This window comes from Nocardia amamiensis (genome assembly GCF_015477605.1).
Classification (GTDB): domain Bacteria; phylum Actinomycetota; class Actinomycetes; order Mycobacteriales; family Mycobacteriaceae; genus Nocardia; species Nocardia amamiensis_A.
Map to the genome: position 1 here is coordinate 32,868 of NZ_JADLQX010000033.1, position 25,979 is coordinate 58,846.

Genomic DNA, 25,979 nt, shown 5'->3' on the forward strand with positions numbered 1-25,979 from the left:
AGTCAGGCGGGACCGCCGTGCCTGCCCGCGCCCGCCGCGAAGCGCTGTGCGCCATCCAGAGCGCCGCCCGCCAGCGCCGTCAGGCCGTGCCGGAACTCGTTGCGCAGCGCGGCCTCCTCGCTCATCCCGTCCTGCTCGAGCAGCGACATCCGATCCGAGCGCAGACAGGTCTGGGGCAGCGCGGCCAGTTCCGCGGCGAGTTCCTCCGCTGCCCGGCGCGCTTCGCCGGTGGGCACCACGCGGTTCACCAGACCTATCTGCAGCGCCTCCTCGGCGCCGACCGCACGTCCGGTGAGCACGAGGTCCATGGCGCGGCCGGTGCCGATGATGCGTGGCAGCCGGATGGTGCCGCCGTCGATGAGCGGGACGCCCCACCGGCGGCAGAACACGCCGAAGGTGCTGCTCTGCTCGGCGACCCGCAGGTCGCACCACAGCGCCAGTTCGAGCCCGCCGGCCACCGCGTAGCCGGAAACGGCGGCGATCACCGGCTTGGACAGCCGCATGCGCGTCGGCCCCATCGGGCCGTCGCCGTCCTCGGTGGCCTGGTTGGAGCGCTCGGTGCCGAGTGCCTTCAGGTCGGCGCCCGCGCAGAACGTGCCGCCGTCGCCCCACAGCACGGCGACCGCCGCGTCGGGGTCGGCGTCGAACTCGCGGAATGCGTCGGCCAGCGCGGCGGCGGTCGGCCCGTCGACCGCGTTGCGTGCCTCGGGGCGGTGCAGGATCACGGTTGTCACCGGGCCGTTGCGTTCGATCAGTACCGTCACGAGGTCGACCATACGCCGTAAAAGCACCCTTGTGTGAAGAAATGAATTCGTGCTTCACTTCTTGTGTGGCCTACCGCAGAACCCCCGCCGTGCAGGCCCGCCTGGACGCGCAGGCGGGGCTGATCGTGCAAGCCGCGACCAAGGTGCTGTCTCGCGGCGGATATGCCGCGCTGTCCATGGCCGCGGTCGCGGCCGAGGCCGGCGTGGCCACCGGCACCGTCTACAAGAACTTCGACGGCAAGTCCGTCCTGGTGCGCGCGGTCTTCCGCAAGGTGGTCGCCCGTGAGGTCGCCGCGGTGGCCGCCGCCGGTGCGCACGGAACCGCGCTCGAACGGGTGACCGCGGCGGTGGAGACCTTCGCCGGTCGTGCGCTGAAGAACCCGAACCTGGCCTACGTGCTGCTCGCTGAGCCGGTCGACGCCATGGTCGACAGCGAACGCTTGCACTTCCGGCGCGCCTTCGCCGAGACATTCGAATCGGCGGTGGCCGAGGGTGTTTCGCGGGGCGAACTGCCGCCGCAGGACCCGAGAATCAGCGCAGCGGCCTTGGTCGGCGCGATCGGCGAGGTGCTCGTCGGCCCGCTCGCCGACGCGCCGCACGGGGAATTCGTCGTCCCCGAACTCATCGCTTTCGCGATACGCGCGCTGGGCGTGCGCGAGAACCCGGGCGCCGACGGCGCTCGACTGGAATCAGGAGTGTCAGATGCAGACGCATGAAGTCTTCAACCAGGTGCCCGACATCGTGCCGTTCGACTTCGCGCGCAACCCGGCGCTGATCGAGGGCTTGCACCGGGAAGGCGCGGGCTGGGCCGAGGCGGAGGTGCGTGAACTGGGCGCGCTCGCCGGCGGCGCCGAGGCGCAGGAGTGGGGCAGACTGGCCAACGAGTACCCGCCGGTGCTGCGCACCCACGACCGGTACGGCAACCGCATCGACGAGGTCGAGTTCCACCCGCACTGGCACGACCTGATGCGTGTCGCCGTCGAGCACGGTCTGCACGGCGCGCCGTGGCTGGACGACCGGCCGGGCGCGCACGTGGCGCGCGCGGCGAAGTTCTATACCTGGGGCATGGCCGACGCGGGCCACATGTGCCCGATCTCGATGACCTACGCGGTGGTGCCCGCATTGCGGCACAACCGGGAGCTGGCGGCGAAATACGAACCGCTGCTCGGCTCCCGCGTCTACGAGTTCGGCCTGCGTGAGCCGTCCACCAAGGCCGGACTCATCGCGGGCATGTCGATGACCGAGAAGCAGGGCGGCTCCGACGTCCGCGCCAACACCACGACCGCGACACCGCAGCCGGACGGCTCGTACCGGATCGTCGGGCACAAGTGGTTCACCTCCGCGCCCATGTCCGACATGTTCCTCACGCTGGCGCAGGCGCCCGGTGGCCTGTCCTGTTTCCTGCTGCCCCGGGTGCTGCCGGACGGCACCCGCAATCCCATCCGCATTCAGCGGCTCAAGGACAAGCTGGGCAACAAGTCCAACGCTTCCTCCGAGATCGAGTATGAGAACGCCGGCGGCTGGCTGGTCGGACAGGAAGGCGCCGGCGTCAAGACCATCATCGAGATGGTGAACATGACCAGGCTGGACTGCGTGATCGGCTCGGCCACCGGCATGCGCGCGGGCGCGGTCTACGCGGTGCACCACGCCCGGCACCGGAAAGCCTTCGGCGCCGAGCTGATCGACCAGCCCGCGATGCGCAACGTGCTGGCCGACCTGGTGATCGAATCCGACGCCGCGACCACGGTGATGATGCGATTGGCCGGGGCCACCGACCGGGCCACGCAGGACCCGGCCGAGGCGGCGCTGCGCCGCATCGCGTTGGCGATCACCAAGTACTGGGTCTGCAAGCGGGCGCCGTCACACGCGGCCGAAGCGCTGGAATGCCTGGGCGGCAACGGATATGCCGAAGAATCCGGCATGCCGCGGCTGTATCGCGAGGCGCCGCTGATGTCCATCTGGGAAGGCTCGGGCAACGTCGCCGCGCTGGACGCGCTGCGCGCCATGGGCCGTCAGCCGGAGACCGTCGAGGCGTACTTCAACGAAGTGTCGCTGGCGAAGGGCGAGAACCCGCGGCTGGACGACGCGATCGCGCGCGTCGGCAAGGAGCTGTCGGATCTCAACGAGATCGAATACCGCGCTCGCCGCGTGGTGGAGCTGATGGCATTGGTTCTGCAGGGGGCGCAACTGGTCCGGCACGGCCACCCCGCCGTCGCCGACGCTTTCTGCGCCACCCGGCTGGGCGACGACTGGGGCATTGCGTTCGGCACACTGCCCACGGGGGTGGACACCGGCGCGATCGTCGAGCGCGCGTTCGTCTGACGCGCCGCTTTCCCGCTGCGGACCTGCTGCTGATCGGTGGACCTTGCCAGTCCTGAGTCGAGCAGCGCTTCGCAACTCAGGAGGGCCGAGTCAGCACGCGTTCGACCAACGCTGTGTCACAGTGTTCGACCACTTCGCGCAGCTTTCCTTCGGCGACGCGGAAGATGAAGCAGTAGGTCTGGTCGTAGCTTTCGCCACGGGTGGTCACGGCGTGGGCGCGGGCCTGCACCACGACGCGGTCACCCTCGGCGACGATCACGTCGGCGGCACTGCGGTATTCGCTGAACTGGGCCATGAGCGGACGCAGGAGTTGGCCCAGCACCGTGCTTTTCGGTTCCCACGTGCCGCTCCAGGACCAGTCGCCGGGGAACACCCAGCGGAAGTCGTCGGCCATGGCGTCGCTCAGCGCGCGGGTATTGCCGAGGGCCATCTGCTCGAAGATGTCCTCGAGCAGCTTCTTGTTCTCACTCATGCCACCGACGCTATGGGCAGAAAATTCATGCGACAAGCGAGACTCTGACATGCTTGGTATGAGTAATCCGCATGAGTGAGTTCACAGTCGTAGGGCTGCGCGTAGTACGGGAGGCGGCCATCTCCGGGTCTTTCTCGACGGCCGCGGAGAACCTCGGCTACACACAGTCCGCGGTGTCGAGGCAGATCGCATTGATGGAGCGAGCGGCCGGGCGCGCGCTGTTCGAGCGGCACGCCCGCGGCGTCCAACCCACCGACGCGGGGCGTGTCATCGTGCGGCACGCCGAGATAGTGCTGGGCGAGCTGGAGAACGCCCGGCACAATATCCGCCACCTGCAGGCCCGCCCACCGGGTCGGTTACGGGTCGGCGCGTTCTCGACCGCGATGGCCGCCCTCGTGCCGCAGGCGATCGCCGCCCTGGTCGGCGACCAGCGTGCGCGGATATCGCTGCGGGAGGGGCTGAGTCCCCGATTGCTCACCGCCGTCGCCCGGGATCGACTCGACGTAGCGGTTGTGACCGCGCCCGAGGCGCCGCCCCCGGGAGTGGAGATCGAACCTCTGCTCGACGACCCGCTGCTCGTCGCGCTCGCGCCCACACACGCCCTCGCAGGCGCCACCAGCGCAACCCCCGCGATGCTGCGCGAGGAACGATGGATCACCGGAAGCCAAGAGCTCGGCACCACCCTGCTCGGCGCCTGGCGCGATCCCGGATGGGAACCGGATATCGCGTTCGTCGCCCGCGACTGGTTCGCCAAACTCGGCCTCGTCGCCGCGGGGCTCGGTGTCACTGTGGTCCCCGGCATCGCCGTTCCCGTAGTGCCTCCGACCATCGCGCTTCTCCGCATCGATCACCCGTCCGCGGTCCGCCGGACCTTCCTCGCCCACCGCCGTGACCGCGGCACCTCCGCACTCCGGCAGGCGTTCGCCGAAGCGCTGCGCGACCACGTGGCCGTGCTGGCCGCCCAGGTACGTCAACGTGTTCGGTAGTCGTGCGCCAGATCCGTCTGCGGACCCGCGATACGCGGGTAGCAGCTGGAACGGCAGTAGTGTGGCGCTGGTGGCAGGGGAGTTCGTCGAGAGGCCGTTGAGCTGGCTGGTGCGGCGCGTGCGGGATCGGGCAGGGGAGGGACGGTATCTGCTCGGCATCGCGGGGCCGCCGGGCGCGGGCAAGTCCACATTGTCGGTTAGGTTGCGGGACGCGATAAATGCCGAGGCGGGCGGCGCGGTCGCCGAAATCGCGCCCATGGACGGATACCACCTGGCCAACGATGTCCTGCGGGCGAGGGGAAGTCTTGCGCGCAAAGGCGAGCCGGACACATTCGACGTCGACGGGTACGTCGCTGGACTGAGCCAGTTGCGGAGTACACCGCTCGGCCGCCCCGTTGCCTGGTCAACCTTCGATCGGACCATCGATGCGCCGGTACCCGGTGGCGTGGTGTTCGACCGGCAGTCCATCGTGATCACCGAGGGCAACTACCTGCTGCTGGACGACTCCGAGACGCGGCGATGGTCGGCGGTACGCGCGCTGCTGGACGAGTGCTGGTACCTGGATGCGGCGCGGGACGTGATCGAGGATCGCTTGCTGCGCAGGCACATTCGCGGCGGTCGCACGCCCGACTCGGCCGCGAAGAAGGTGCGCGACAGCGACCTACGAAACGCGGACCTGGTCGCCACGACGAGCGCACACGCCGATCTGGTGCTGTGCGAGCGTGCTGGGGACTATGCGGTCCGCGAGCGCTGAAGCGGTCCGGCGCGCCGATGCATCTCCGTTCCGCAGCGCCTGACATGCGGTGACGCTCGGCCACGCCGCGCACTCCACCAGCTCAGTGACGTGATCGGCGCGCGTACTTACGAACGGTGCGGGCCAATGTCACCGGTTGCCGGGTTCAGCGGTTCGCGCGGTACCAGCGGATGAGCGTGTCCGTAGACGAATCATCCTGTGGCTCGGGGTCTTCCGCTGCCGTGAGCAGCGGGGCCAGCGCGAGCGCCTGCTGCTTGCCGAGTTCGACGCCCCACTGGTCGAAGCTGTCGATGCCCCAGATGGCGCCTTCCACGAAGACTTGATGCTCGTAGAGGGCGATGAGCTGACCGACGACCGACGGGGTGAGCTGCGGCGCCAGAATGGCGGTGGACGGACGATTGCCCGGCATCACCTTGTGCGGCACCAGCCTCGGGTCGGTGCCCTCGGCGGCGATCTCCTCGGCGGTCTTGCCGAAGGCGAGCACCTTGGTCTGCGCGAACAGATTGCTCATCAGCACGTCGTGCATGCTGCCGGTGCCGTCGATCGTCGGCAGATCTGCGGTGGGGCGCGCGAAACCGATGAAGTCGGCCGGGATGAGCCGGGTGCCCTGGTGCAGCAGTTGGTAGAAGGCGTGCTGGCCGTTGGTGCCCGGTTCGCCCCAGAAGATCTCGCCGGTGGAGGTGGTGACCGGGGTGCCGTCGGCGTGCACCGACTTGCCGTTGGACTCCATGGTCAGCTGTTGCAGGTAGGCGGGGAAGCGGGCCAGGTCATTCGAATACGGCAGCACCGCATGCGACTGCGCGCCGAAGAAATTCGAGTACCAGACGCCGAGCAGGCCGAGCAGCACTGGCGCGTTCGCCTCCAGTGGCGCGGTGGCGAAATGCCGGTCCACGGTGTGCATTCCGGCGAGGAACTCCGCGAAGCGCTCCTTGCCGACGGTCGCCATCACCGAGAGCCCGATCGCCGAGGCCACCGAGTAGCGGCCGCCTACCCAATCCCAGAAGCCGAACATGTTGTCGGTGTCGATGCCGAACCGCGCCACCCGCTCCGCGTTGGTCGAGACCGCGACGAAATGCTTGGCGACAGCGTCCTCGCCGAGCGCGGCGACCAGCCAGCGCCGGGCCGCCGTCGCGTTGGTCAGCGTCTCCAGGGTGGAGAACGTCTTGGACGCGACGACGAACAGCGTGGCGGCCGGATCCAGGCCGTCGAGCTTCGCGAGCAGATCCGCGGGGTCGACGTTGGAGACGAACCGCGCGCCGATGCCCGCGTCGGCGTAGTGGCGCAGCGCCTGATGCACCATCACCGGCCCCAGATCCGACCCGCCGATGCCGATGTTCACCACGGTCTTGATGCGCTCGCCGGTGGCGCCGCGCCAGGCGCCGGCGCGCACCGCGTCGGTGAACTCGCCCATCCGGCGCAGCACTTCGTGCACCTCGGCGCCCACGTCGACGCCGTCGATGATCTGGCTCTCGTCCTTCGGCAGCCGCAGCGCGATGTGGCCGACCGCGCGGTCCTCGGAGGTGTTGATGTGCTCGCCGCGATACATCGCGTCCCGGCGCTCCGGCACGCCCGCTTCCCGCGCCAATTCCACCAGCAGGTGCAGGGTTTCCCTGGTGACGCGGTGCTTGCTGTAGTCGATGTGCAGGTCCCCCACCTGGACGGTCAGCTCGCTGCCCCGGGCCGGGTCCTCGACGAAGAACTCCCTGAGGTGTCGTCCGGCGATGGCGCTGTGGTGATCGTGCAGTTTCCGCCATGCCGCCGTCGCGGTGATGTCGCTGCTCACGTTCGCCGAGACTACAAGCAGCCACGGCGGTGCGCACGGGACGTCCGCGGAGAGTCGGTCCGGCAGCGCCACCGGAGGTGATCGCGCCGCGTGCCGATCCGTGCGGCTGCTTCACTTCGGTCCGGCCCGGCGCGGGCTTACGCTGGCTGCATGGTGTCCGAACGTGAACTTCTCGATTCCGTACCCACGCGGCTGTGGATCGGCGGACCTGTCGACGCCACCGGCGCAGGCACTTTTCCGGTGCACAATCCGGCTACGGGGGAGGTGCTGACGCAGGTCGCGGACGCGACGCCGGAGGACGCGCTGCGCGCCCTCGACGCCGCCGTCGCGGCGCAGCAGGAATGGGCGGCCACATCGGCGCGCGAGCGGGGCGAGATCCTGCGAAAGGTGTTCGAGCGGATCACCGCCCGCGCGGAGGAATTCGCCCTGCTGATGACTCTGGAGATGGGCAAGGCGCTGCCGGAGAGCCGCAACGAGGTGCGCTACGGCGCCGAATTCTTCCGCTGGTTCAGCGAGGAGGCGGTCCGGGTGCACGGGCGTTATCTGCACGCGCCGTCCGGCACCGGGCGGATCATGGTGCACAAGCAACCGGTCGGCCCCTGCCTGGCCATCACGCCGTGGAACTTCCCGCTGGCCATGGGCACGCGCAAGATCGGCCCGGCGCTGGCCGCCGGCTGCACGATGATCGTCAAGCCCGCCTCCGCGACGCCGCTGACCATGCTGCTGCTGGCCCAGTTGTGCAGCGAGGCCGGTCTGCCCGACGGTGTGCTGTCGGTGCTCACCACCAGCCGCTCCAGCGCCGTGACCCAGCCGCTGCTGGACGATCCCCGGCTGCGCAAGCTGACCTTCACCGGCTCCACCGAGGTCGGCAGGAAGCTGGTGGAGAAGTCCGCGAACCGGCTGCTGCGCACCTCCATGGAACTCGGCGGGAATGCGCCGTTCGTGGTGTTCGACGACGCCGACGTCGACGCGGCCGTGCAGGGCGCGATGCTGGCCAAACTGCGCAACGGCGGCGAGGCGTGCACCGCGGCCAACCGGTTCCACGTGCAGAACGGCGTCCGAGCGGAGTTCACCGCGAAACTGGTCGAGGCGATGTCCGGCCAGGTGCGGCTCGGGCCGGGCACCGATCCCGACACGACACTCGGTCCGCTGATCAACGAGGATCAACTCCAGACGGTCGGGGAATTGGTGGACGATGCCGTCGCGGCGGGCGCACAGGTACTGATCGGCGGCAAGGCGCCCGGCGGCCCCGGCTGGTTCTACCCGGCCACCATCCTCGCCGACGTCCCCCCGCAGGCCAGGATTCTGCGTGAGGAAGTGTTCGGCCCGGTGGCCCCGATCATCGGCTTCGAGACCGAGGAGGAGGGCCTCGCCGCGGCCAACGACACCGAATTCGGTTTGGTCAGCTACGTCTACACCCGCGACCTCGATCGTGCGCTCCGGATCGCCGAAGGCCTGGAATCCGGCATGGTGGGCGTCAATCGCGGCGTCATCTCCGACCCCGCCGCCCCCTTCGGCGGCGTCAAGGCGTCCGGCTTCGGCAGGGAGGGCGGCACCGAGGGCATCGAGGAGTACCTGTTCACCAAGTACATCGCCCTCACCTGAGGCGTACCGCCCGGGTAGCGCATGCCACCCGGGCGGTTTCCCTTCAGCTCCGGTCCTCGATCGCGGCGTCGATCTCCGCGTCCGTTGCGCGGCTGACTCCGAGCTTGTCGGCCATCCGGCTCAGTGTGATATCCAAGCCGAGCACATGGCGATGCGTCTCGTACATGATCTCGCCATAGCTGGTCTCGATGTCGGTGACGCGACCTTCCAAAGCCGTCACACGTCGTTCGAGATTCATCGTGATTCCCCCTTCGCCAGGCCCCGCGGGCTGATCAATGCGCGCGAAGCCTATCCCAGACCCCCGACAGACACACCGGATCCGGACATGAAACGACCGCCCCGGGGTGTGCCCACCCGGGGCGGCCTTGTGGTGCGACGGTCTTGCGAGCGCGCCGCGTAGTTGTCAGTGGCCCAGGCGACCGCGACCGAGACGAAGCAGCAGCATGGCGAGGGTGTGGCCTTCCTGGCCGAGTTCGCTGAAGCGCTCGAGCACCTTCATTTCCCGACTGTGCACCAGGCGCGGCCCGCCGGACGCCATCCGCGTCCGGCCGATGATCCGGGAGATCTCCGTCCGGCGCTTGATCGCGGCGAGAATCTCGGCGTCGAGACGGTCGATCTCCTTGCGGAGCTTGTCGATCTCGGCCTCGGTCTGCGGCAGCGCGGCATCGGACCCGGTCGTCGTGGCAGGGGTGCTCATCATTCATCTCCTCGTGTCAGAACGTGGATCGGAGCGTGCGCTCGGCTCGTTACCGATCGTTCTTTCACCGTGAAACAGACCTGGTGGGGCCTTGCATTATCCCCCCAGAAGGTGCGCTCAGGCATAGGCTCCGCGATCCCGACGTCCGGCAGGTAACCGAAGCGGAGGTATCGGGGAAGCGCTGAGCATTCCGCCAGTCTGCCACGGGCTGGAAGGTATGCAAAACGACTACATTTGTGAATCGCCCGAGAACCCCAGGTCGTTTCGCTGCGGCTTCCCAGCAGTGGCGGGTCATGCGTTTGCGAGCCGGTGCCGAACGGAAACCGAAGCGTCAGGGGCTTCAGGTCTGTCGGTGCCCGCCGGTAGCGTGGATGGGCGATGGACATAACGGTGGCTCCCAAGACGCAGACGGGTCGGGTCGTGCACCCGGATCCGACATCGAAACCGCTGGCCGGCAGGAACGACGCGGAGCGGTCGCAGCATGCCCCCGTGCCGCAGGCGCCGCTTTCGGACGCCGAGCGCGAACAGCAGCGTGCCGAGCGGGAGAAACGGCGTGCCGAGGAGGCCGAGCGGCTGCTCGACGGCCTGAACCCGCAGCAGCGCGCGGCGGTCGTGCACACCGGCTCGCCACTGCTGATCGTGGCGGGCGCGGGTTCGGGCAAGACGGCCGTGCTCACCCGCCGCATCGCCTACCTGCTCGCCGCGCGTGGCGTGACCCCCGGCCAGGTGCTCGCGATCACCTTCACCAACAAGGCCGCCGCGGAGATGCGGGAGCGGGTGAGCGGGCTGGTCGGCCCGCGGGCGAACGCCATGTGGGTGTCCACGTTCCACTCCAGCTGCGTCCGGATCCTGCGCACCCAGGCGGCGCTGCTGCCCGGCTTGAATTCGAATTTCTCGATCTACGACGCCGACGATTCCCGGCGTCTGCTCACCATGATCAGCCGCGATCTGGACATCGACGCCAAGAAGTACTCGGCGCGCCTGCTGGCGACCGCGATCTCGAATCTGAAGAACGAGCTCATCGATCCGGCCAGGGCCACCGCGGACGCCGAATCCGACGATGCCGAGCTGCCCGGCCTGGTGGCCAGGGTCTACACCGAATACCAGCGCAGGTTACGCTCGGCGAACGCGCTGGACTTCGACGACCTGATCGGTGAGACGGTGGCGCTGCTGCAGAACCATCCGCAGGTCGCCGAGTACTACCGTCGCCGCTTCCGGCACGTCCTGGTGGACGAGTACCAGGACACCAACCACGCGCAGTACGTCCTGGTGCGTGAGCTGGTCGGGCACCAGGAGGACGACGGAACAGCCCCGCCGCAGGACCGTGTCCCGCCGAGCGAACTGTGCGTGGTGGGTGACGCCGACCAGTCCATCTACGCCTTCCGTGGCGCGACCATCCGCAATATCGAGGAGTTCGAACGCGATTTCCCCGATGCCGAAACCATCCTCTTGGAGCAGAACTACCGTTCCACGCAGCACATCCTCTCCGCCGCCAACGCGGTGATCTCCCGCAATGAGAACCGGCGCGAGAAGAAGCTGTGGACCGATTCCGGCGAGGGCGATCTGATCACCGGCTACGTCGCCGACAACGAGCACGACGAGGCGTCGTTCGTGGCGCGCGAGATCGACCGGCTGGTCGACCAAGGCGAAGCCAACTACGGCGACGTCGCGGTGTTCTACCGGACCAACAACAACTCGCGCGCGCTGGAAGAGATCTTCATCCGGATGGGACTGCCATACAAGGTGGTCGGCGGTGTCCGCTTCTACGAGCGCAAAGAGGTGCGCGACATCGTCGCCTACCTGCGCGTGCTGGAGAACCCGGAGGACGCGGTGAGCATGCGCCGCATCCTCAACACGCCCCGCCGCGGTATCGGCGATCGAGCCGAGGCGTGTGTGGCGGTGCACGCCGAACAGCGTGGGATCGGTTTCGCCGCCGCACTGCGCGATGCCGCGGACGGGAAGGTGGCGCTGCTGAACACCCGCTCGCAGCGGGCCATCGCGGGTTTCCTCGACCTGCTCGACGAGATCCGTGCGGCGGGCGAACGCGCGGAATCCGACTTTCCCGATGTGGGCAATGTCGTCGAGGCGGTGCTCGAGCGCACCGGCTATCGCGCCGAGCTCGAGGCGTCCGACGATCCGCAGGACGGCGCACGACTCGACAACCTCAACGAATTGGTCAGCGTCGCACGGGAATTCAGCTCCGAGGCACACAACAATGCGGAGGCGGCCCGGCAGGAGGGGCTGGTGCCCGAAGCGGGCGAAGGCGAGCCCGACCCGGGTTCGCTCGCCGCGTTCCTGGAGCGGGTTTCCCTGGTTGCCGACACCGACCAGATTCCGGACGAGGGCTCCGGCGTCGTCACGATGATGACGTTGCACACGGCCAAGGGCTTGGAGTTCCCCGTGGTGTTCGTGACCGGTTGGGAGGACGGACAGTTCCCGCACATGCGGGCACTGGGCGATCCGACCGAGCTGGCCGAGGAACGCAGGCTCGCCTACGTCGGCATCACCAGAGCGAGACGGCGCCTGTATCTGACGCGAGCGGTGGTGCGCTCCGGGTGGGGCCAGCCGGTTTCCAATCCGGAATCGCGCTTCCTACAAGAGATTCCGGGGCATCTCATCGATTGGCGCCGCCTCGAGCCGGCTGGATCGCCCGCGACCAGGGGTATCCGGCGGCGCGGCGGTGACGACGACGGGCTGGAGCGCGACTGGACGCGGGGCGACGGCTGGTCGGAGCCACGGCCGGGCTTGCGGGACCGAGGGCCGCGCAGGCCCGCGCCCGGCGGCGCGACGCGCAACAACACGAATTTGGTGCTCGCCGTGGGCGATCGGGTCAGTGACGACAAATACGGTCTCGGCCGGGTGATCGCCGCCGAGGGCTTCGGGCCGCTGGCCACCGTGACGATCGATTTCGGCACCGCGGGCAAGATCCGGCTGATCCCGCAGTACAGCCGAACGCTGGTCAAGCTCTGAGCGTGCGGGCCGCCCCCAGCGTGGGCCGGTCCGTGCGACAGGGCCTTTCGGCCCTGCCCGTGGTCGCAAGGCGCCGGTAGGGTCCGCGGCATGGACACGATCGCGCAGCACATCCTGTGGTTTCTGCCCATGCTGTGGCTCGGCATGGTGCTGGCCATCTCGTTCCTGGAGGCGCCGTTGAAATTCCGCGCTCCCGGCGTGACGCTGCAGCTCGGTCTCGGCATCGGTCGCTTGGTGTTTCGCGCGCTGAACGCCGTCGAGGCCGCGCTCGCGGCGCTGCTGGTGATCGCCGCGCTGATCGTGGCGCCAGGCCCGGCTACCTGGTCCTGGCTCGGCGTCGCCGTGGCGCTGCTTGCCCTCCAGATCCTGGTGGTGCGCCCGCCGCTGTCCCGCCGCGCCGACCGTGTTCTGGCGGGCGAGAACCTGCCGCGTTCGCACGCCCACTATTGGTACATCGGCTTGGAGGTCGCCAAAGTGATCGCATTGCTCGGCCTCGCGATCGCTGCCGCGCCATAAGGCTCTGTGCCACAGGCGATTCGGGCAGCACTGACTGCGAAACCCGTGTACGGGTCCGCCCACAGTGCGGCCAGGCGGGTCGGTCAGTCGCGCATCTGTCCGAGGCCGATGCCGCGGGTGGCCAGCCAGGGGACCGGGTCCACCTTGTCGACGCCGTTCAACCAGACCTCGAAGTGGCAGTGCGGTCCGGTGGAGAACCCGCGGTTGCCCATCGTGGCGATCTGGTCGCCGGCCAGCACGCGCTGGCCCTGCGAGACCGTGGCGGTGTCGATGTGGCCGTAGATGGTGACGGTGCCGTCGTCGTGGAGCAGGCGGACCCACATACCGAAGCCCGCGGCGGGGCCGGCCTCGATCACGGTGCCGTCGGCAACCGCGTAGATCGGGGTGCCGATCGGACCTGCGATGTCGATGCCGAGGTGCTGCACGCCCCAGCGGGCGCCGAATCCTGAGGTGAAGTTGCCTGCGGCGAAGAACTTGTGGAAGAGCGGGCGAAGTTTCGCGGACTCCTGGGCGGCGAGATCCTCCGCGTACTTCTGGCCCTTCTGCAGGATGTCGTTGAACTGGTCCAGGTTGGCGGGCGCCGAAACATTGAGCACTTGCGGCGATTCCGGCGAGGCGCTCGGGTCGGCCACGTTCATCGACTGAGCGGCGATCTCGTGGATCTGCCCCGCGGCTTCGTAGTCGACGGTCTGCGACGGCTGCTCGGGCGAGGCGAACGCGGCCTGCCCGGCGGCCACGACCGCTCCGGCTGCGACGGCGGCGACCGCGGCGCGGCCCTTGAGGGCGGCGGGCGGCGCGGGCACTCGGTGCGCGCCACCCCGCTTGTTCGCGGAGCGGCGGGCGGGAATCACGGTCGGCACGGCGGGGAGCTCGGCGCCGGTGTCGCTCACGTCGGGTTCGGCGGTCTCCGACGCCCAGGATTCCTCCGGGGCCCAGCAGCCGGTGTCCTCGGCGACCCACTCGTTCGCTTCCGGCGTCCAGGGCTGCTCTTCGGCCCACGCCTCACCGGAGTTCCACGCGCCACCGTCGGACCACGAGTCCTGCTGCGACCAATCCTGTTGGGCCCAGGCGTTGTTCTCGGCCCAGGAGCCGTCGTAGCCGGTGCTCTGGTAGGCCGCGGGGTCATACGCCGCGTGGTCGTAAGCCGCGTCGTGAACCGGCGGTTCGAACGACGCGTGATCGGTCGCGAAACCGGGACCCTGGTCCGCGGCCGCGTGGTACTCGTACTGCGAGCCCGCGACGTATCGGGAGTCCCGATATCCGTCGATCGGGGCGGCTGCGTACGGGGTCGCCCCGCCGTAGGACTCGTCGTCCTGGCGGTAACGATGTCCGGACCGGAGGCGATCATCGGAGGCGAAGGTGGAGCGGTGGTTCATCGGCGGTGCCACATCGTGAAGCGGGAAAAACTCGAATATCCGCTGGTAAGCGGTGTCGATCGGTCGCGTGCGGAGCGGCTCTGCGGCTGCGGAGTGCTGTGCTGCGTCAAAGCTTGCCGTCCTCCTAGTCGTGACCGTGTTGTGACATCGACCGCAATGACGGTAACGAAACGATTGCACCCCCACAAGCGGTGCGGACATTCCGTAACAAACATGTGAGATTGATCACTTTCCGCGCGCCGAGTATCTCACCGCGATATGGGCACCCCGGAGAGGTTGCTCGACGACAAGCTGTAGTAGAAGGCCGCCCGATTCGGGTTCGGCGGCTCTACCTGGTATGCCGCCAGCAACCTACTCGTCAGTAGTGTTGGCCAGGGGTTTTGCCGCCGCCCGGCATCGGTCCGTGACCTGCGCCACTTAGGATGTACGTGGCCGATTGGCCCTCCATGTGACTGGTTAAAGTCCGACCCGACCCGCTTCCGACGTCGGGCCGCCAACAAAGACGTTGTCATCACAACGCAGACGAGACGGTGAGTACATGGATCTCTTCGAATATCAGGCGAAGGAGCTCTTCGTTAAGCACGGAGTGCCTTCGTCCGAGGGCCGCGTCACGGACACGGCCGAGGACGCCCGCGCGATCGCGGCGGAAATCGGCAAGCCGGTGATGATCAAGGCCCAGGTGAAGGCCGGTGGCCGCGGCAAGGCGGGTGGCGTCAAGTACGCCGCCACCCAGGACGACGCATTCACCCACGCGCAGAACATCATCGGCCTGGACATCAAGGGCCACATCACCAAGAAGATCCTCGTCGCCGAGGCCAAGGACATCGCGGAGGAGTACTACATCTCCTTCCTGCTGGACCGTGCCAACCGGACCTACCTGGCCATGTGCTCGGTCGAGGGCGGCATGGAGATCGAAGAGGTCGCCGCGACCAAGCCGGAGCGGCTGGCCAAGGTTCCCGTCGACGCGGTCAAGGGCGTCGACCTGGCGTTCGCGCGCTCGATCGCCGAGCAGGGCCACCTGCCCGCCGACGTGCTGGACGCCGCGGCCGTGACCATCCAGAAGCTGTGGGAGGTGTTCGTCAAAGAGGACGCCACCCTGGTCGAGGTCAACCCGCTCGTGCGCACCCCGCAGGACGAGATCCTCGCGCTGGACGGCAAGGTCACCCTGGACGAGAACGCCGAGTTCCGCCACGACGACCACGCGGCGTTCGCGGACAAGGACGCGACCGACCCGCTCGAGCTCAAGGCCAAGGAGAACGACCTCAACTACGTCAAGCTGGACGGCGAGGTCGGCATCATCGGCAACGGCGCGGGCCTGGTCATGTCGACCCTGGACGTCGTCGCCTACGCGGGCGAGAACCACGGCGGCGTGAAGCCCGCCAACTTCCTGGACATCGGCGGTGGCGCCTCGGCCGAGGTGATGGCCGCGGGCTTGGACGTCATCCTGAACGACGAGCAGGTCAAGAGCGTGTTCGTCAACGTGTTCGGCGGCATCACCGCCTGTGACGCGGTTGCCAACGGCATCGTGAAGGCGCTGGAGATCCTGGGCGACAACGCGAACAAGCCGCTGGTGGTCCGCCTCGACGGCAACCGGGTCGACGAGGGCCGCAAGATCCTCGTCGAGGCCGCGCACCCGCTGGTGACGCTGGCGCAGACAATGGACGAAGGCGCCGACAAGGCCGCCGAACTGGCAGCCGCCCGATAACGACGGCCGAGTAAGGACGAAAAGAATGTCTATCTTCCTGAACAAGGATTCCAAGGTCATCGTCCAGGGCATCACCGGCGGCGAGGGCACCAAGCACACCGCGCTGATGCTGAAGGCGGGCACCCAGATTGTGGGCGGCGTGAACGCGCGCAAGGCGGGCACCACCGTCGCGCACACCGACAAGGACGGCAACGCGGTCGATCTGCCGGTGTTCGGCACCGTCGCGGAGGCCATCAAGGAGACCGGCGCCGACGTGTCCATCGCGTTCGTGCCGCCGAAGTTCGCCAAGGACGCCATCATCGAGGCCATCGACGCGGAGATCCCGCTGCTGGTGGTCATCACCGAGGGCATCCCGGTGCAGGACACCGCCTACGCGTGGGCCTACAACGTGGAGAAGGGCGCCAAGACCCGGATCATCGGCCCGAACTGCCCCGGCATCATCACTCCCGGCGAGTCGCTGGTCGGCATCACCCCGGCCAACATCACCGGCAAGGGCCCGATCGGCCTGGTCTCGAAGTCCGGCACGCTGACCTACCAGATGATGTACGAGCTGCGTGACTTCGGCTTCTCGACCTCCATCGGCATCGGCGGCGACCCGGTCATCGGCACCACCCATATCGACGCCATCGAGGCGTTCGAGAAGGACCCGGAGACCAAGCTGATCGTCATGATCGGCGAGATCGGCGGCGACGCCGAGGAACGGGCGGCGGCCTACATCAAGGCCAACGTCACCAAGCCGGTCGTCGGCTACGTGGCCGGCTTCACCGCACCCGAGGGCAAGACGATGGGCCACGCCGGCGCCATCGTGTCCGGTTCGTCGGGCACCGCCCAGGCGAAGAAGGACGCGCTGGAGGCCGCGGGCGTGAAGGTCGGCAAGACGCCGTCCGAGACCGCCGCGTTGGCCCGCGAGATCCTGGAGAAGGCCAGCATCAGCGCCTGATCGATCCGCGACCCCGCACGAAGGCCGCCTCCGAATTCGGGGGGCGGCCTTCGTCATGTGTGGCCGGTGGGCTCAGGCTTGGGCAGCAGCCGAGCGTCCTGACCAGCCACGCGTGGAACCATTGGTCTCTCGGGGCTCGTGCGGTTTCCTCCTCTTGACACGAGGCAGCCGGACGAATGGTTCACCGGCTTGTGGCAGTGTTCATTCCCCGTGCTCGAGAACACGGCAGTGTGAGAACAGCCACCGCGGGCAACAGTTACGTAAGCGGTCGGTGGTCTCGCTAGAGGCTGCGGTCGGACCTGGGCGGATTCGCTCGTCCCGGCAATTGGCGCAGGGTGACCTGGGCCAGGCAGTGCAGTAGCGTCAGAAGTAATCCAGCCGTGAAGACCATGAACGACTCGATTTAGGAGACGACGACATGTCTTACCCGACCGGGGGCTCCGGGTACAACGCACCCTCGCCCTCAGCGCCGTCCAGCCAGAGCCCGGCCGCGGGTGGCGCCAGTTCAGGTTCGAGCGCTACCGGTTCCGATGCCAAAGGTCTGCCGTTCTTCCTGGTGGTCGGGGTAGCGGCGCTCGGCGTGATCAGCTTCCTGCTCGGCTTCCTGCCGTTCCTCGGCAGCAAACCGATCGATCTCGGCGGCCGCCGGGTCAGCGAGCCGGAGACGGCCAACCTGTTCGAGGTGTCCGGCTCGGCGCTGCTCGGGCTGCTGCTGCTCGGCGGCCTGCTCGCCGCGATGTCGCTGCTGCCGAAGCAGAACTGGATCGGCGCCGCCGCCGCGGCCTCGACCGCGGGCTTCATCGCGCTGCTGTTCCAGTCGTTCAACTTCGGTGAGGGCACCGAGCTGGAGGTGGGCGCGTACATCCTGCTGGTCTTCGCGTTCGTGCAAACCGCGGTCGCGATCGCCGCGGCGCTGTTCGACGCTGGCATCGTGAAGGCGCCCGCGCCGCGCCCGGCCGCCGCGCCGAGCGGTTTCGGGCAGGCCGGTTACGGCCAGCAGCCGCCATCGTTCGGGCAGGCGCCGCAGTCCTTCGGCCAGGGGCAGCCGAGCCAGCCCGGCTACGGACCGAGCGGGCCGTACGGGCAGTCCGGCTACGGCCAGTCCGCCCCGCCGCAGTTCCCGTCCCAGCAGCCTTCGCCCTACGGGCAGAGCCAGCCGAGCTACGGCCAGAGTCAGCCGGGCCAGCCCTACGGGCAGCCGCAGTCGCCCTACGGGCAGAGCCAGCCGACCACGGCCTACGGTGCCTCCCAGCAGCCGGGTTCGCCCTACGGCGCGCAGCCGCGTCCGGACGAGAGCGTGACCCAGCATTTCGGCGGGCAGCCCTCCGGCCAGCAGTCGCCCTACGGCTCGTCGGGCTTCGGACAGCAGCCGAGTCAGCCGAGCCAGCCGAACAAGCCGTTCGGTGGCGAGCAGGGTGGGGATCCGTCCTCCGACGCCACCCAGGCATTCCGTCCCTCGGACGACAACAACAAGTAACACCGCGCCGCTACCCGGCGCGACGGCAGCGTGGCAGTCCTTCCCGGCGCGCCTGACCCGCTCGCGCCGGGGAAGCTGCCACGCTGAAAAGCCATGAGCTCCCCCAGAACCTCCTCGACGCGCCGAACCGGCGCGTCGCCGCCGCACCCCGATGCGGACGAGGCCGGGTTTCTGTCCCTGACTCCGGAGCGGTCCAGGGTGCTCGTCTCGGTCGCGGCCCGTCCCGCGGCATTCGGCCTCACCACCTTCGCCGTTCTGGTGCTGTGCACGCTGCTGACCTCGGGCAGTGATCTCGCGGGCGCCTCCGGCGCGGTCGCCGCCAGCTGGCTGGGCGCGCACCAGGTTCCGCTGGTGATCGGCAAGACCTCGCTGGGCCTGCTTCCGCTCCTGCCGACCGCGCTGCTGGTCTGGCTGGCCGGGCGGGAATGCGCGCGGGCCGTGGAAACCGACTGCACCAAGGCCGATCTCGGGTGGATCGTCGGCGCCGCGGTAGGCGGTCCACTGCTGGTCACGTCGGTCTGTCTCGCCGTCGCCGAAGACGCGTCGGGTGTCATCGCGCTGCAACCACCGAACCCCCTGGCCGCGTTCGCGTGGGTCACGGTGTTGTATCTGCTCGCCGCCGTCGCCGGCATCGTCATTCGTATCCGAAGACTGCTGTTCGTGCTGTTGCCGGTACCCGACTGGGCCGTGTCGGGGCTGTACGGCGCGGGCCGGTCCGTCTTGCGTCTGCTCGGCTGCGCGACCGCGGTCGTGGTCGTGTCGTTCCTCGCGCACATCGCGCGGGTCGATGACACCTATCAATTGGCGGGCAACGCTGTGGGCGTGATCGGACTGACCCTGCTCGCGCTGCTGTATCTGCCCAACCTGGTAGTCCACACGGTGGGTGTGCTGGTCGGCTCCAGCGCGCATATCGGCGCCGCCTCGTTCGGCGTGTTCTCGGTGGTCGGCGGCCCGATTCCGGCCTTCCCGCTGCTCGCCGCGGTACCGACGGGTCCGGCGGCGGGATGGTGGCCGGTGCTGTTGCTCGTCCCGGCCGCGGTCGGCGTGCTCGGCGGGTTGGATTGCGCCCGTACCTCGACCGACCGGATCACCGCACCGTGGGCGACGCTCAGCTCGGCCGCGCTGGCGTCGCTCGCCTTGGCGGTGGCGGGCGCGGTCGCGGGTGGCGAACTCGGCACGTTCGGCCGGGTCGGGCTCGATCTGCCGATCTTCACGCTGATCACCTTCGCCTGGCTCGCGGTTCCCGGCTACGCGGGTCTGGTGTTCGCACGCTGGTTCCTGCTGCCGGTCGGCGTCCCGCCTGCCGACTACCGCGATTCCTACGACGACTACGTCGACCACGACGACGAAGACGACGACTACTACGCCGACTCGGACTACGACGACTACGCGGACGACGACTACGCGGACGACGATTACTACGACTACCGCGACGACCGCTCGCTCGACTACGACAGGCCGGAGCTGGAAGACGCACTCGACGCCGAGCTCGTCGACGAACCGGCGGCGATCGAGACGGGCGGCGCGCGCCGCGGCGACCCCATGGCCGACATCGTCGACGCCGAGGTGGTCGAGACGGACCTGCCGGACAGTGACCGGGTGGACGGCCGTTAGGCTTTAACCCGGCGGTGCCGCATTCGTACGCCATACCGATCGATCGCAGGAGTATTACGCTGACGTCCTCGCACGCCCCGTGGAAGCCCGCAGCGGCTCCGGCCACCGTCGTCGTGCTGGCGTCGGGCACCGGCTCGCTGTTGCGCGCACTGTTGGACGCCGCCTCCGCTCCCGGCTACCCGGCGAAGATCGTCGCCGTGGGTGTCGACCGCACCTGCGCCGCCACCGGCCACGCGGACGCCGCGGGCGTGCCGCATTTCCGGGTGGCGCTGAAGGACTTTCCCGACCGCGCCGCCTGGGATGTCGCGTTCACCGACGCGGTCGCGGCCTACGACCCGGATCTCGTGGTGTCGGCGGGTTTCATGAGGCTGCTCGGCCCCGCCTTCCTGGACCGGTTCGGCGGCCGGATCATCAACACCCACCCCGCGCTGCTGCCCTCGTTCCCGGGCGCGCACGGAGTGCGTGACGCTCTTGCCTATGGAGCGCGGGTCACCGGCTGCACGGTGCATCTGGTGGACGAGGGCGTGGACACCGGCCCGATTCTCGCGCAGGAGGCGGTGGCGGTTCGGCCGGATGACGACGAGGCCACTCTGCACGAGCGCATCAAGGTTGTCGAGCGACGGTTGCTGGCGGAGGTTGTCGCCGCCGTCGCCATGAGAGGCATTGTCTCCGACGGACGAAAGGCAGTTATCCAGATGAGCGAGTTCTCCGGTGAGTGAACGCAAGCCGATCAGCAGGGCGCTGGTGAGCGTCTACGACAAGACGGGTCTCATCGAGCTCGCGACCGGTCTGCACGCCGCGGGCATCGAGCTGGTCTCGACCGGATCCACCGCGGGCAAGATCGCCGACGCGGGCATCCCGGTGACCAAGGTCGAGGACCTGACCGGGTTCCCGGAGACCCTCGACGGCCGGGTCAAGACGCTGCATCCACGGGTGCACGCGGGCATCCTGGCCGACTCGCGCAAGCAGGAGCATGTCGATCAGCTGGTCGAGCTCGGCGTGGAGGCGTTCCAGCTGGTGGTGGTGAACCTCTACCCGTTCACGCAGACCGTGGCCGGCGGGGCGAGTCCCGACGAGTGCGTGGAGCAGATCGATATCGGCGGGCCCTCCATGGTGCGGGCCGCGGCGAAGAATCATCCGTCGGTGGCGGTGGTGGTCGACAGCCGCGACTACGACGACGTGCTGGCCGCGGTGAAGTCCGGCGGCTTCACGCTGGCCGAGCGGACCGGCCTGGCCGCCAAGGCGTTCCAGCACACCGCGAGTTACGACGTCGCGGTCGCCAGCTGGCTGACCAACGTGCTGGCCGCCGACGCCGAGGCCGACGCGGCGACCCGGTTCCCCGAATGGCTCGGCGGCACTTGGGAACGCTCGGCGGTGCTGCGCTACGGCGAGAACCCGCATCAGGCCGCCGCGCTGTACACCAACGGCGACGGCAGCCTCGGGCTGGCGCAGGCACAGCAGCTGCACGGCAAGGAGATGTCGTACAACAACTACGTCGACGCCGACGCCGCCTGGCGGGCGGCCTTCGACCACGACGACCCGGCCGTCGCGATCATCAAGCACGCCAACCCCTGCGGCATCGCGCTCGGCGCGGATATCGCCGAGGCGCACCGCAAGGCGCACGCGTGCGATCCGGTCAGCGCGTTCGGCGGGGTGATCGCCGCGAACCGCGAGATCACCGTGGAGATGGCCGAGCAGGTCGCGGAGATCTTCACCGAGGTGATCGTCGCGCCGTCCTACGCCGACGGCGCGGTGGAAGTGTTGCAGCGCAAGAAGAACGTGCGCATCCTCGTCGCCGAGCCGCCCCGGCGCGCGGGCGCCGAACTGCGCCCGATCAGCGGCGGCGCGCTGTTGCAGCAGCGCGACGTGCTCGACGCCGAGGGCGACGACCCGGCCAACTGGACCCTGGCCGCGGGCGAGCCCGCCGACCCGCAGACTCTGGCCGATCTGGCGTTCGCCTGGCGTGCCTGCCGTGCGGTGAAGTCCAACGCGATCCTGCTCGCCCACGACGGCGCGTCGGTCGGCGTCGGCATGGGCCAGGTCAACCGGGTGGACGCGGTCGGCCTCGCGGTGCAGCGGGCCGGTGACCGGGCCAAGGGCTCGGTGGCCGCCTCCGACGCCTACTTCCCGTTCCCGGACGGGCCGCAGACCCTGATCCAGGCGGGTGTCCGCGCCATCGTCCAGCCCGGCGGCTCGGTGCGCGACCAGGAGACCATCGACCTCGCTCGCGAGGCAGGTGTCACCCTGTACCTCACCGGGGCGCGTCACTTCGCCCACTGACGTAAGGCAGCAGCGAGAAAGGCCGCGTCGGACTCTCGGTCGGGCGCGGCCTTCGCGGTTCCCGGCCCTCCGCTAGACCGCGCTGAGCACCGCGCGGTTGCCGAGCAGCGCTTTCAAGGGGACCTCCAACGTGCCGAAAACGGCCATCATCGTGCACATTTTCCCCACCGCGTCGGCGCGGGTGCCGGAGCGCAGTTCGACCGTCACCGTCGAATCGTTTTCGGTGACCGTGGCATCCACGCCGTAACACTCGGGCGTCCCGGTCTGGAAGTTCACGGCTATCTTGTCGTCCGCCAACCTGGTCCAGGACCGGAACGGGATCGGATGCGCGCCGACGACGGTCGGGTCGGCGGTGAACACGGTGCCCTGATTACCGTTCGGGTCCTCGATGGGTGTGTTCGGCGCCGCGGTGTGCGTGGTGCTCGTGTTCGGTTGTGGTGCAGTGTCTTTCGAGTCGCCGCAGCTCGTGGCCGCGAGGCAGGCGAGCACTGCGGCGACAGCTGCGGCGGCGCGTCCGGCTGGTATCCGATCCATACCGCAACCCTAGTCGCGAGCTCTTCCGCGATCGGTGGCCTCGTGTGGGAACGACAAAGACCCCCGAGTTCCTCGGGGGTCCCTCGCGAAGCGAAAGCCCGGCCTACCGGCTGGTGAACGGCAGCAGCGCCATCTCACGGGCGTTCTTCACCGCGACAGCGACCTGGCGCTGCTGCTGCGGGGTGAGCCCGGTGACCCGGCGGCTGCGAATCTTGCCGCGATCGGAGATGAACGTGCGCAGCAGGTTCACGTCTTTGTAGTCGACCGTCTCGATACCCGCGGCGATGAGCGGGTTCTTCTTCGGGCGACGGGCCTGTTCGGCGCGAACCTTCTTCGACGGTGCTCGCTTGACTGCCATATGACGGGTTCCTTCTCACGAGATCAGTGGTTGTCTACCAGCTCGATTTGTGCACACCGGGCAACTCGCCCCGGTGGGCCATCTCGCGCACACGCACACGGGAGAGTCCGAACTTCCGGAGATGACCGCGCGGTCGTCCGTCGGCGGCGTCCCGATTGCGCAATCGTACCGGACTGGCGTCGCGCGGCTGCCGCCGCAGTTCGGCCTGGGCGGACGTCCGATCGGCGTCCGAGGTGCCCGGTTTCCGGATGATTTCCTTCAGTTCGGCGCGGCGTTCGGCGTAGCGCGCCACGATCGCCCTGCGCTGCTGGTCGCGCGCGATCTTCGACTTCTTGGCCACCTCAGCGCTCCTCACGGAAGTCGACGTGCTTGCGCACGACCGGGTCGTATTTGCGCAGCACCAGGCGATCGGGGTCATTGCGGCGGTTCTTGCGGGTCACGTAGGTGTACCCGGTGCCCGCGGTGGACTTCAGCTTGACGATCGGGCGGATGTCGGTCGATTTCGACGCCATAGGTCGCTCCTTCAGATCTTGTCGCCGCGCGCCCGGATCCGGGCCACAACGGCCTCGATGCCGTCCCGGTCGATGGTCTTGATGCCCTTGGCGGAGACGGTCAGCGTGATGCGCCGTCCTTCGCTGGGCAGGTAGTAGGTCTTGCGCTGGACGTTGGGGTTCCAGCGGCGGCTGGTCCGCTTGTGCGAGTGCGACACGGACTTGCCGAAGCCGGGCTTGCGTCCGGTGACCTGGCAGTGGGCCGACATGCGGACTCCCTCCAGTAGATGACAATCATTTTCGACAAAGGCTGCCCGGGACTGTACCGTGGTCCGACGGCAAATGAAAATCATTACCGAAAGGGGTTCCTGGTGGCTGCCGCAGATTCCACCCTGTTCCCACCCGAGTCCGACCGGAGGACGCCCGTGGTGGTGCTCACCGGTTTCGCCGGACTCGCCGCGGCGGGCGTGGATAACGCGGCCGTGGCGCTGGCCGCGGCGCCGGGTACGGTCGTCGTCCGCCACGACCTCGCCCAGTTGCGCGAAGGCATCGTGCACCGCACAGTGCGCACCGCGACGGAGGAGACCTCGGCCGTGCTCGAACTCGCGCACGGCTGCGTCTCCTGCACGCTGCGGATGGACCTGCTCCCGCTGCTGTGCACACTCGCCCGGCGCGATTCGGTCGCCCGGATCGTGCTCGCGCTCGATCCCGCCTTCGAGGCCGAAGCGGTGTGCCAGGCCATCGAGCACGTCGTGGTCACCGGCGTGCACGGTCGCGTCGACGGTCCCGCCGGGCGCGATGTGCGAGTGGACGCGGTGCTCACCTGTCTGGACGCCGGCGCGTGGCTCTCCGACGCGACCGGGGACGACACGCTCGCCGAGCGCGGCCTCGCTCGTGCCGACGACGACCGCACGGTGGCGCAGGTGGCGGTCGGCCAAGTCGACTTCGCCGACGCGGTGATCGCCCTGGGCGCGGTCGAAGTCCAAGGAGCCCTGCTCAGCGACGCGCGGGCCGATCGAGGAAAACTTGCCGCGGTGCTGGCGCGGCTGGTCCCCGGCGCGCCGGTCGCCTGGGTCGACGAGCCGCGGGAACTCACGCCCGCTCGGGTCGAAGCGCTGCTCACGCGCATTCCCGCCGGCTCCCGGCGCGGCCGGATCTTCGACGCGCACGCGCCGCTGCTGCGCGGCACTCCACCGTTGACCAGCGACTACGGCGTCGTGCTGATGGAGTTCGCCGCCGGACGCCCGTTCCATCCCGCCCGCTTGCACGAGGCGCTCGACGTGCTGTTCGACGGCGTGGTGACCGCCCGCGGCCGCCTGTGGCTGGCGACCCAGCCGGACGAGGTCGTCTGGCTGGAATCAGCGGGCGGCGGCCTGCGGGTGGGCGGCGCGGGGCGCTGGCTGGCCGCGATGTCTCCCGGCGAACTGGCCGAGGTGGACCCAGAGCGCCGCGCGCTGGCCGCGCTGCGCTGGGACGAGCGCTTCGGGGACCGGGACATCTCCCTGGTGATCCTGGTACACGACGCCGATCCGGCGGAGATCCGCGAGGCGCTGCACTGGGCGCTGGTGGAGGACGAGGAACTACGGCTGGTCGAACGCGCACCCGAGCTGGTGGCGCAGTGGGAGGACCCGTTCGGGGAGTGGCACGCCGATCCCTGCGCGGACGGCGACGCCGCCGCCCAAGCGGCCGAAGACAGGAAAAGCCCGAGAGGAGAGGCGAAATGAAGAAGGGAATCCATCCCGACTACCACCCGGTGGTCTTCGAGGACGTGAGCACGGGCAAGCGGTTCCTCACCCGCTCCACTGCCACCAGCGCGCGCACCGTGGAGTGGACAGACGGCAACATGTATCCGCTGCTGACGGTGGACGTGACAGCTGACTCGCACCCGTTCTGGACCGGCGCGCACCGCGTGCTGGACACCCAGGGACGGGTGGAGAAGTTCGAGCGCAAGTACGGCAAGCGCGTCCGAGGGGAGGCCTGACATGGCGGTGCCGAAGCGGAAGACGTCGCGATCGAACACCCGCAGTCGGAGGGCGAACTGGAAGGCCGCACCGGTCGACCTGGTGCCGGTCACGGTCGGGGGTGTCGTGCACAAGGTGCCGCGGAGGCTGGTCGCGGCCGTGCGGCGCGGCCTGATCAGTGTCTGATCGACGAGTTTCGGTGCATGCACGCGTATCAGCTCGCGATGGCTTGATATTTGCTGTCGGGGAGGCGGACACGCTGCTACTGGTCGATCGTCCGGAAATCCGGTGGTCACGTCGGCTGGCGGCGGCAGTTCCGGTAGTTGTGGCTAATATCTAGCTATCGACATGACCGGCATCACGTCGCACTATTG

At 68.8% G+C, this 25,979-nt stretch carries 27 protein-coding genes; 16 read left to right on the forward strand and 11 right to left on the reverse strand.

Features of this window, described 5'->3' with window-relative positions; all coding sequences use genetic code 11:
- Positions 1-2: 2 nt before the first annotated feature.
- Complete coding sequence (locus IU459_RS30735; RefSeq protein ID WP_228838756.1) at positions 3-776, reverse strand: crotonase/enoyl-CoA hydratase family protein; 774 nt, start codon at positions 774-776, stop codon at positions 3-5.
- Positions 777-829: 53 nt separating this feature from the next.
- Here IU459_RS30735 and IU459_RS30740 point away from each other — a divergent pair, with 53 nt between their 5' ends.
- Together IU459_RS30740 and IU459_RS30745 are read left to right on the forward strand one after the other, a co-directional pair.
- A complete protein-coding gene (locus IU459_RS30740) occupies positions 830-1,480 on the forward strand; it encodes a TetR/AcrR family transcriptional regulator (protein ID WP_195133102.1) in 651 nt (216 codons plus the stop codon).
- Entirely contained in the window at positions 1,467-3,086 is a 1,620-nt protein-coding gene (locus IU459_RS30745; protein ID WP_195133103.1) for an acyl-CoA dehydrogenase family protein, read from the forward strand. Before IU459_RS30740 ends, IU459_RS30745 begins: the two co-directional genes overlap by 14 nt.
- Before the next feature lie 76 nt (positions 3,087-3,162).
- On the opposite strand, the gene IU459_RS30750 is transcribed toward IU459_RS30745, so the two are convergent.
- Positions 3,163-3,558 (reverse strand): nuclear transport factor 2 family protein, encoded by a 396-nt coding sequence (locus IU459_RS30750; RefSeq protein WP_195133104.1) that lies wholly within the window; start codon positions 3,556-3,558, stop codon positions 3,163-3,165.
- A gap of 71 nt (positions 3,559-3,629) precedes the next feature.
- On the opposite strand from IU459_RS30750, the gene IU459_RS30755 reads away from it, so the two are divergent.
- Together IU459_RS30755 and IU459_RS30760 are read left to right on the forward strand one after the other, a co-directional pair.
- On the forward strand, positions 3,630-4,544 hold the full coding sequence (locus tag IU459_RS30755) for a LysR family transcriptional regulator (RefSeq protein WP_195133105.1): 915 nt from the start codon (positions 3,630-3,632) through the stop codon (positions 4,542-4,544).
- Positions 4,545-4,614: 70 nt separating this feature from the next.
- Positions 4,615-5,298: a nucleoside/nucleotide kinase family protein gene (locus IU459_RS30760; protein WP_195133106.1), complete on the forward strand. Its 684-nt coding sequence runs from the start codon at positions 4,615-4,617 to the stop codon at positions 5,296-5,298.
- A 145-nt stretch (positions 5,299-5,443) separates the two neighbouring features.
- Here the strand turns inward: IU459_RS30760 and pgi are convergent, their stop codons facing one another.
- Positions 5,444-7,081 carry a glucose-6-phosphate isomerase gene (pgi, locus tag IU459_RS30765; RefSeq protein WP_195133107.1) on the reverse strand — a complete coding sequence of 546 codons (1,638 nt, stop codon included), beginning with the start codon at positions 7,079-7,081 and terminating at the stop codon, positions 5,444-5,446.
- A 150-nt stretch (positions 7,082-7,231) separates the two neighbouring features.
- On the opposite strand from pgi, the gene IU459_RS30770 reads away from it, so the two are divergent.
- Positions 7,232-8,686, forward strand: a complete 1,455-nt coding sequence (locus IU459_RS30770) for an NAD-dependent succinate-semialdehyde dehydrogenase (protein ID WP_195133108.1) — start codon at positions 7,232-7,234, stop codon at positions 8,684-8,686.
- A 43-nt stretch (positions 8,687-8,729) separates the two neighbouring features.
- Here IU459_RS30770 and IU459_RS30775 read toward each other — a convergent pair whose 3' ends face one another.
- A complete protein-coding gene (locus IU459_RS30775; RefSeq protein WP_195133109.1) occupies positions 8,730-8,924 on the reverse strand; it encodes a hypothetical protein in 195 nt (64 codons plus the stop codon).
- 165 nt (positions 8,925-9,089) lie between these two features.
- Positions 9,090-9,383: a chorismate mutase gene (locus tag IU459_RS30780; protein ID WP_040782921.1), complete on the reverse strand. Its 294-nt coding sequence runs from the start codon at positions 9,381-9,383 to the stop codon at positions 9,090-9,092.
- Between the two features lie 378 nt (positions 9,384-9,761).
- On the opposite strand from IU459_RS30780, the gene pcrA reads away from it, so the two are divergent.
- Positions 9,762-12,353 (forward strand): DNA helicase PcrA, encoded by a 2,592-nt coding sequence (pcrA, locus tag IU459_RS30785; RefSeq protein ID WP_195133110.1) that lies wholly within the window; start codon positions 9,762-9,764, stop codon positions 12,351-12,353.
- A gap of 90 nt (positions 12,354-12,443) precedes the next feature.
- Positions 12,444-12,869: a hypothetical protein gene (locus IU459_RS30790; RefSeq protein WP_195133111.1), complete on the forward strand. Its 426-nt coding sequence runs from the start codon at positions 12,444-12,446 to the stop codon at positions 12,867-12,869.
- 83 nt (positions 12,870-12,952) lie between these two features.
- Here the strand turns inward: IU459_RS30790 and IU459_RS30795 are convergent, their stop codons facing one another.
- Entirely contained in the window at positions 12,953-14,245 is a 1,293-nt protein-coding gene (locus IU459_RS30795; RefSeq protein WP_195133112.1) for a M23 family metallopeptidase, read from the reverse strand.
- 538 nt (positions 14,246-14,783) lie between these two features.
- Here IU459_RS30795 and sucC point away from each other — a divergent pair.
- The 6 genes from sucC to purH all read left to right on the forward strand — a co-directional run bounded on the left by sucC (position 14,784) and on the right by purH (position 22,261).
- A complete protein-coding gene (sucC, locus tag IU459_RS30800) occupies positions 14,784-15,950 on the forward strand; it encodes an ADP-forming succinate--CoA ligase subunit beta (protein WP_195133113.1) in 1,167 nt (388 codons plus the stop codon).
- A gap of 25 nt (positions 15,951-15,975) precedes the next feature.
- Positions 15,976-16,890, forward strand: a complete 915-nt coding sequence (gene sucD, locus IU459_RS30805) for a succinate--CoA ligase subunit alpha (protein WP_195133114.1) — start codon at positions 15,976-15,978, stop codon at positions 16,888-16,890.
- Positions 16,891-17,308: 418 nt separating this feature from the next.
- Positions 17,309-18,367 (forward strand): DUF5336 domain-containing protein, encoded by a 1,059-nt coding sequence (locus IU459_RS30810; protein ID WP_195133115.1) that lies wholly within the window; start codon positions 17,309-17,311, stop codon positions 18,365-18,367.
- A gap of 93 nt (positions 18,368-18,460) precedes the next feature.
- The gene (locus tag IU459_RS30815; RefSeq protein ID WP_195133116.1) at positions 18,461-19,981 is read left to right on the forward strand and encodes a cell division protein PerM; all 1,521 of its coding nucleotides are present in this window, start codon (positions 18,461-18,463) and stop codon (positions 19,979-19,981) included.
- Positions 19,982-20,034: 53 nt separating this feature from the next.
- The gene (gene purN, locus IU459_RS30820) at positions 20,035-20,700 is read left to right on the forward strand and encodes a phosphoribosylglycinamide formyltransferase (protein WP_440446544.1); all 666 of its coding nucleotides are present in this window, start codon (positions 20,035-20,037) and stop codon (positions 20,698-20,700) included.
- A complete protein-coding gene (gene purH, locus IU459_RS30825) occupies positions 20,693-22,261 on the forward strand; it encodes a bifunctional phosphoribosylaminoimidazolecarboxamide formyltransferase/IMP cyclohydrolase (RefSeq protein ID WP_195133117.1) in 1,569 nt (522 codons plus the stop codon). The genes purN and purH overlap by 8 nt, the downstream gene beginning before the upstream one ends.
- Before the next feature lie 72 nt (positions 22,262-22,333).
- On the opposite strand, the gene IU459_RS30830 is transcribed toward purH, so the two are convergent.
- From IU459_RS30830 to rpmB, 5 genes are all read right to left on the reverse strand, one after another.
- The gene (locus IU459_RS30830) at positions 22,334-22,795 is read right to left on the reverse strand and encodes a hypothetical protein (protein WP_195133118.1); all 462 of its coding nucleotides are present in this window, start codon (positions 22,793-22,795) and stop codon (positions 22,334-22,336) included.
- A gap of 103 nt (positions 22,796-22,898) precedes the next feature.
- On the reverse strand, positions 22,899-23,153 hold the full coding sequence (rpsR, locus tag IU459_RS30835) for a 30S ribosomal protein S18 (RefSeq protein ID WP_011211513.1): 255 nt from the start codon (positions 23,151-23,153) through the stop codon (positions 22,899-22,901).
- A 34-nt stretch (positions 23,154-23,187) separates the two neighbouring features.
- The gene (gene rpsN, locus IU459_RS30840; protein ID WP_195133119.1) at positions 23,188-23,493 is read right to left on the reverse strand and encodes a 30S ribosomal protein S14; all 306 of its coding nucleotides are present in this window, start codon (positions 23,491-23,493) and stop codon (positions 23,188-23,190) included.
- A 1-nt stretch (position 23,494) separates the two neighbouring features.
- Entirely contained in the window at positions 23,495-23,665 is a 171-nt protein-coding gene (gene rpmG / locus IU459_RS30845) for a 50S ribosomal protein L33 (RefSeq protein ID WP_019049259.1), read from the reverse strand.
- A gap of 11 nt (positions 23,666-23,676) precedes the next feature.
- A complete protein-coding gene (rpmB, locus tag IU459_RS30850; protein WP_067474136.1) occupies positions 23,677-23,913 on the reverse strand; it encodes a 50S ribosomal protein L28 in 237 nt (78 codons plus the stop codon).
- A 102-nt stretch (positions 23,914-24,015) separates the two neighbouring features.
- On the opposite strand from rpmB, the gene mrf reads away from it, so the two are divergent.
- The 3 genes from mrf to rpmF are packed head-to-tail and all read left to right on the forward strand — an operon-like array spanning position 24,016 to position 25,791.
- On the forward strand, positions 24,016-25,368 hold the full coding sequence (mrf, locus tag IU459_RS30855) for a ribosome hibernation factor-recruiting GTPase MRF (protein WP_324199094.1): 1,353 nt from the start codon (positions 24,016-24,018) through the stop codon (positions 25,366-25,368).
- On the forward strand, positions 25,365-25,625 hold the full coding sequence (locus tag IU459_RS30860; RefSeq protein WP_195133121.1) for a type B 50S ribosomal protein L31: 261 nt from the start codon (positions 25,365-25,367) through the stop codon (positions 25,623-25,625). The genes mrf and IU459_RS30860 overlap by 4 nt, the downstream gene beginning before the upstream one ends.
- 1 nt (position 25,626) lies before the next feature.
- The gene (gene rpmF, locus IU459_RS30865; RefSeq protein ID WP_195133122.1) at positions 25,627-25,791 is read left to right on the forward strand and encodes a 50S ribosomal protein L32; all 165 of its coding nucleotides are present in this window, start codon (positions 25,627-25,629) and stop codon (positions 25,789-25,791) included.
- Positions 25,792-25,979: the final 188 nt, after the last annotated feature.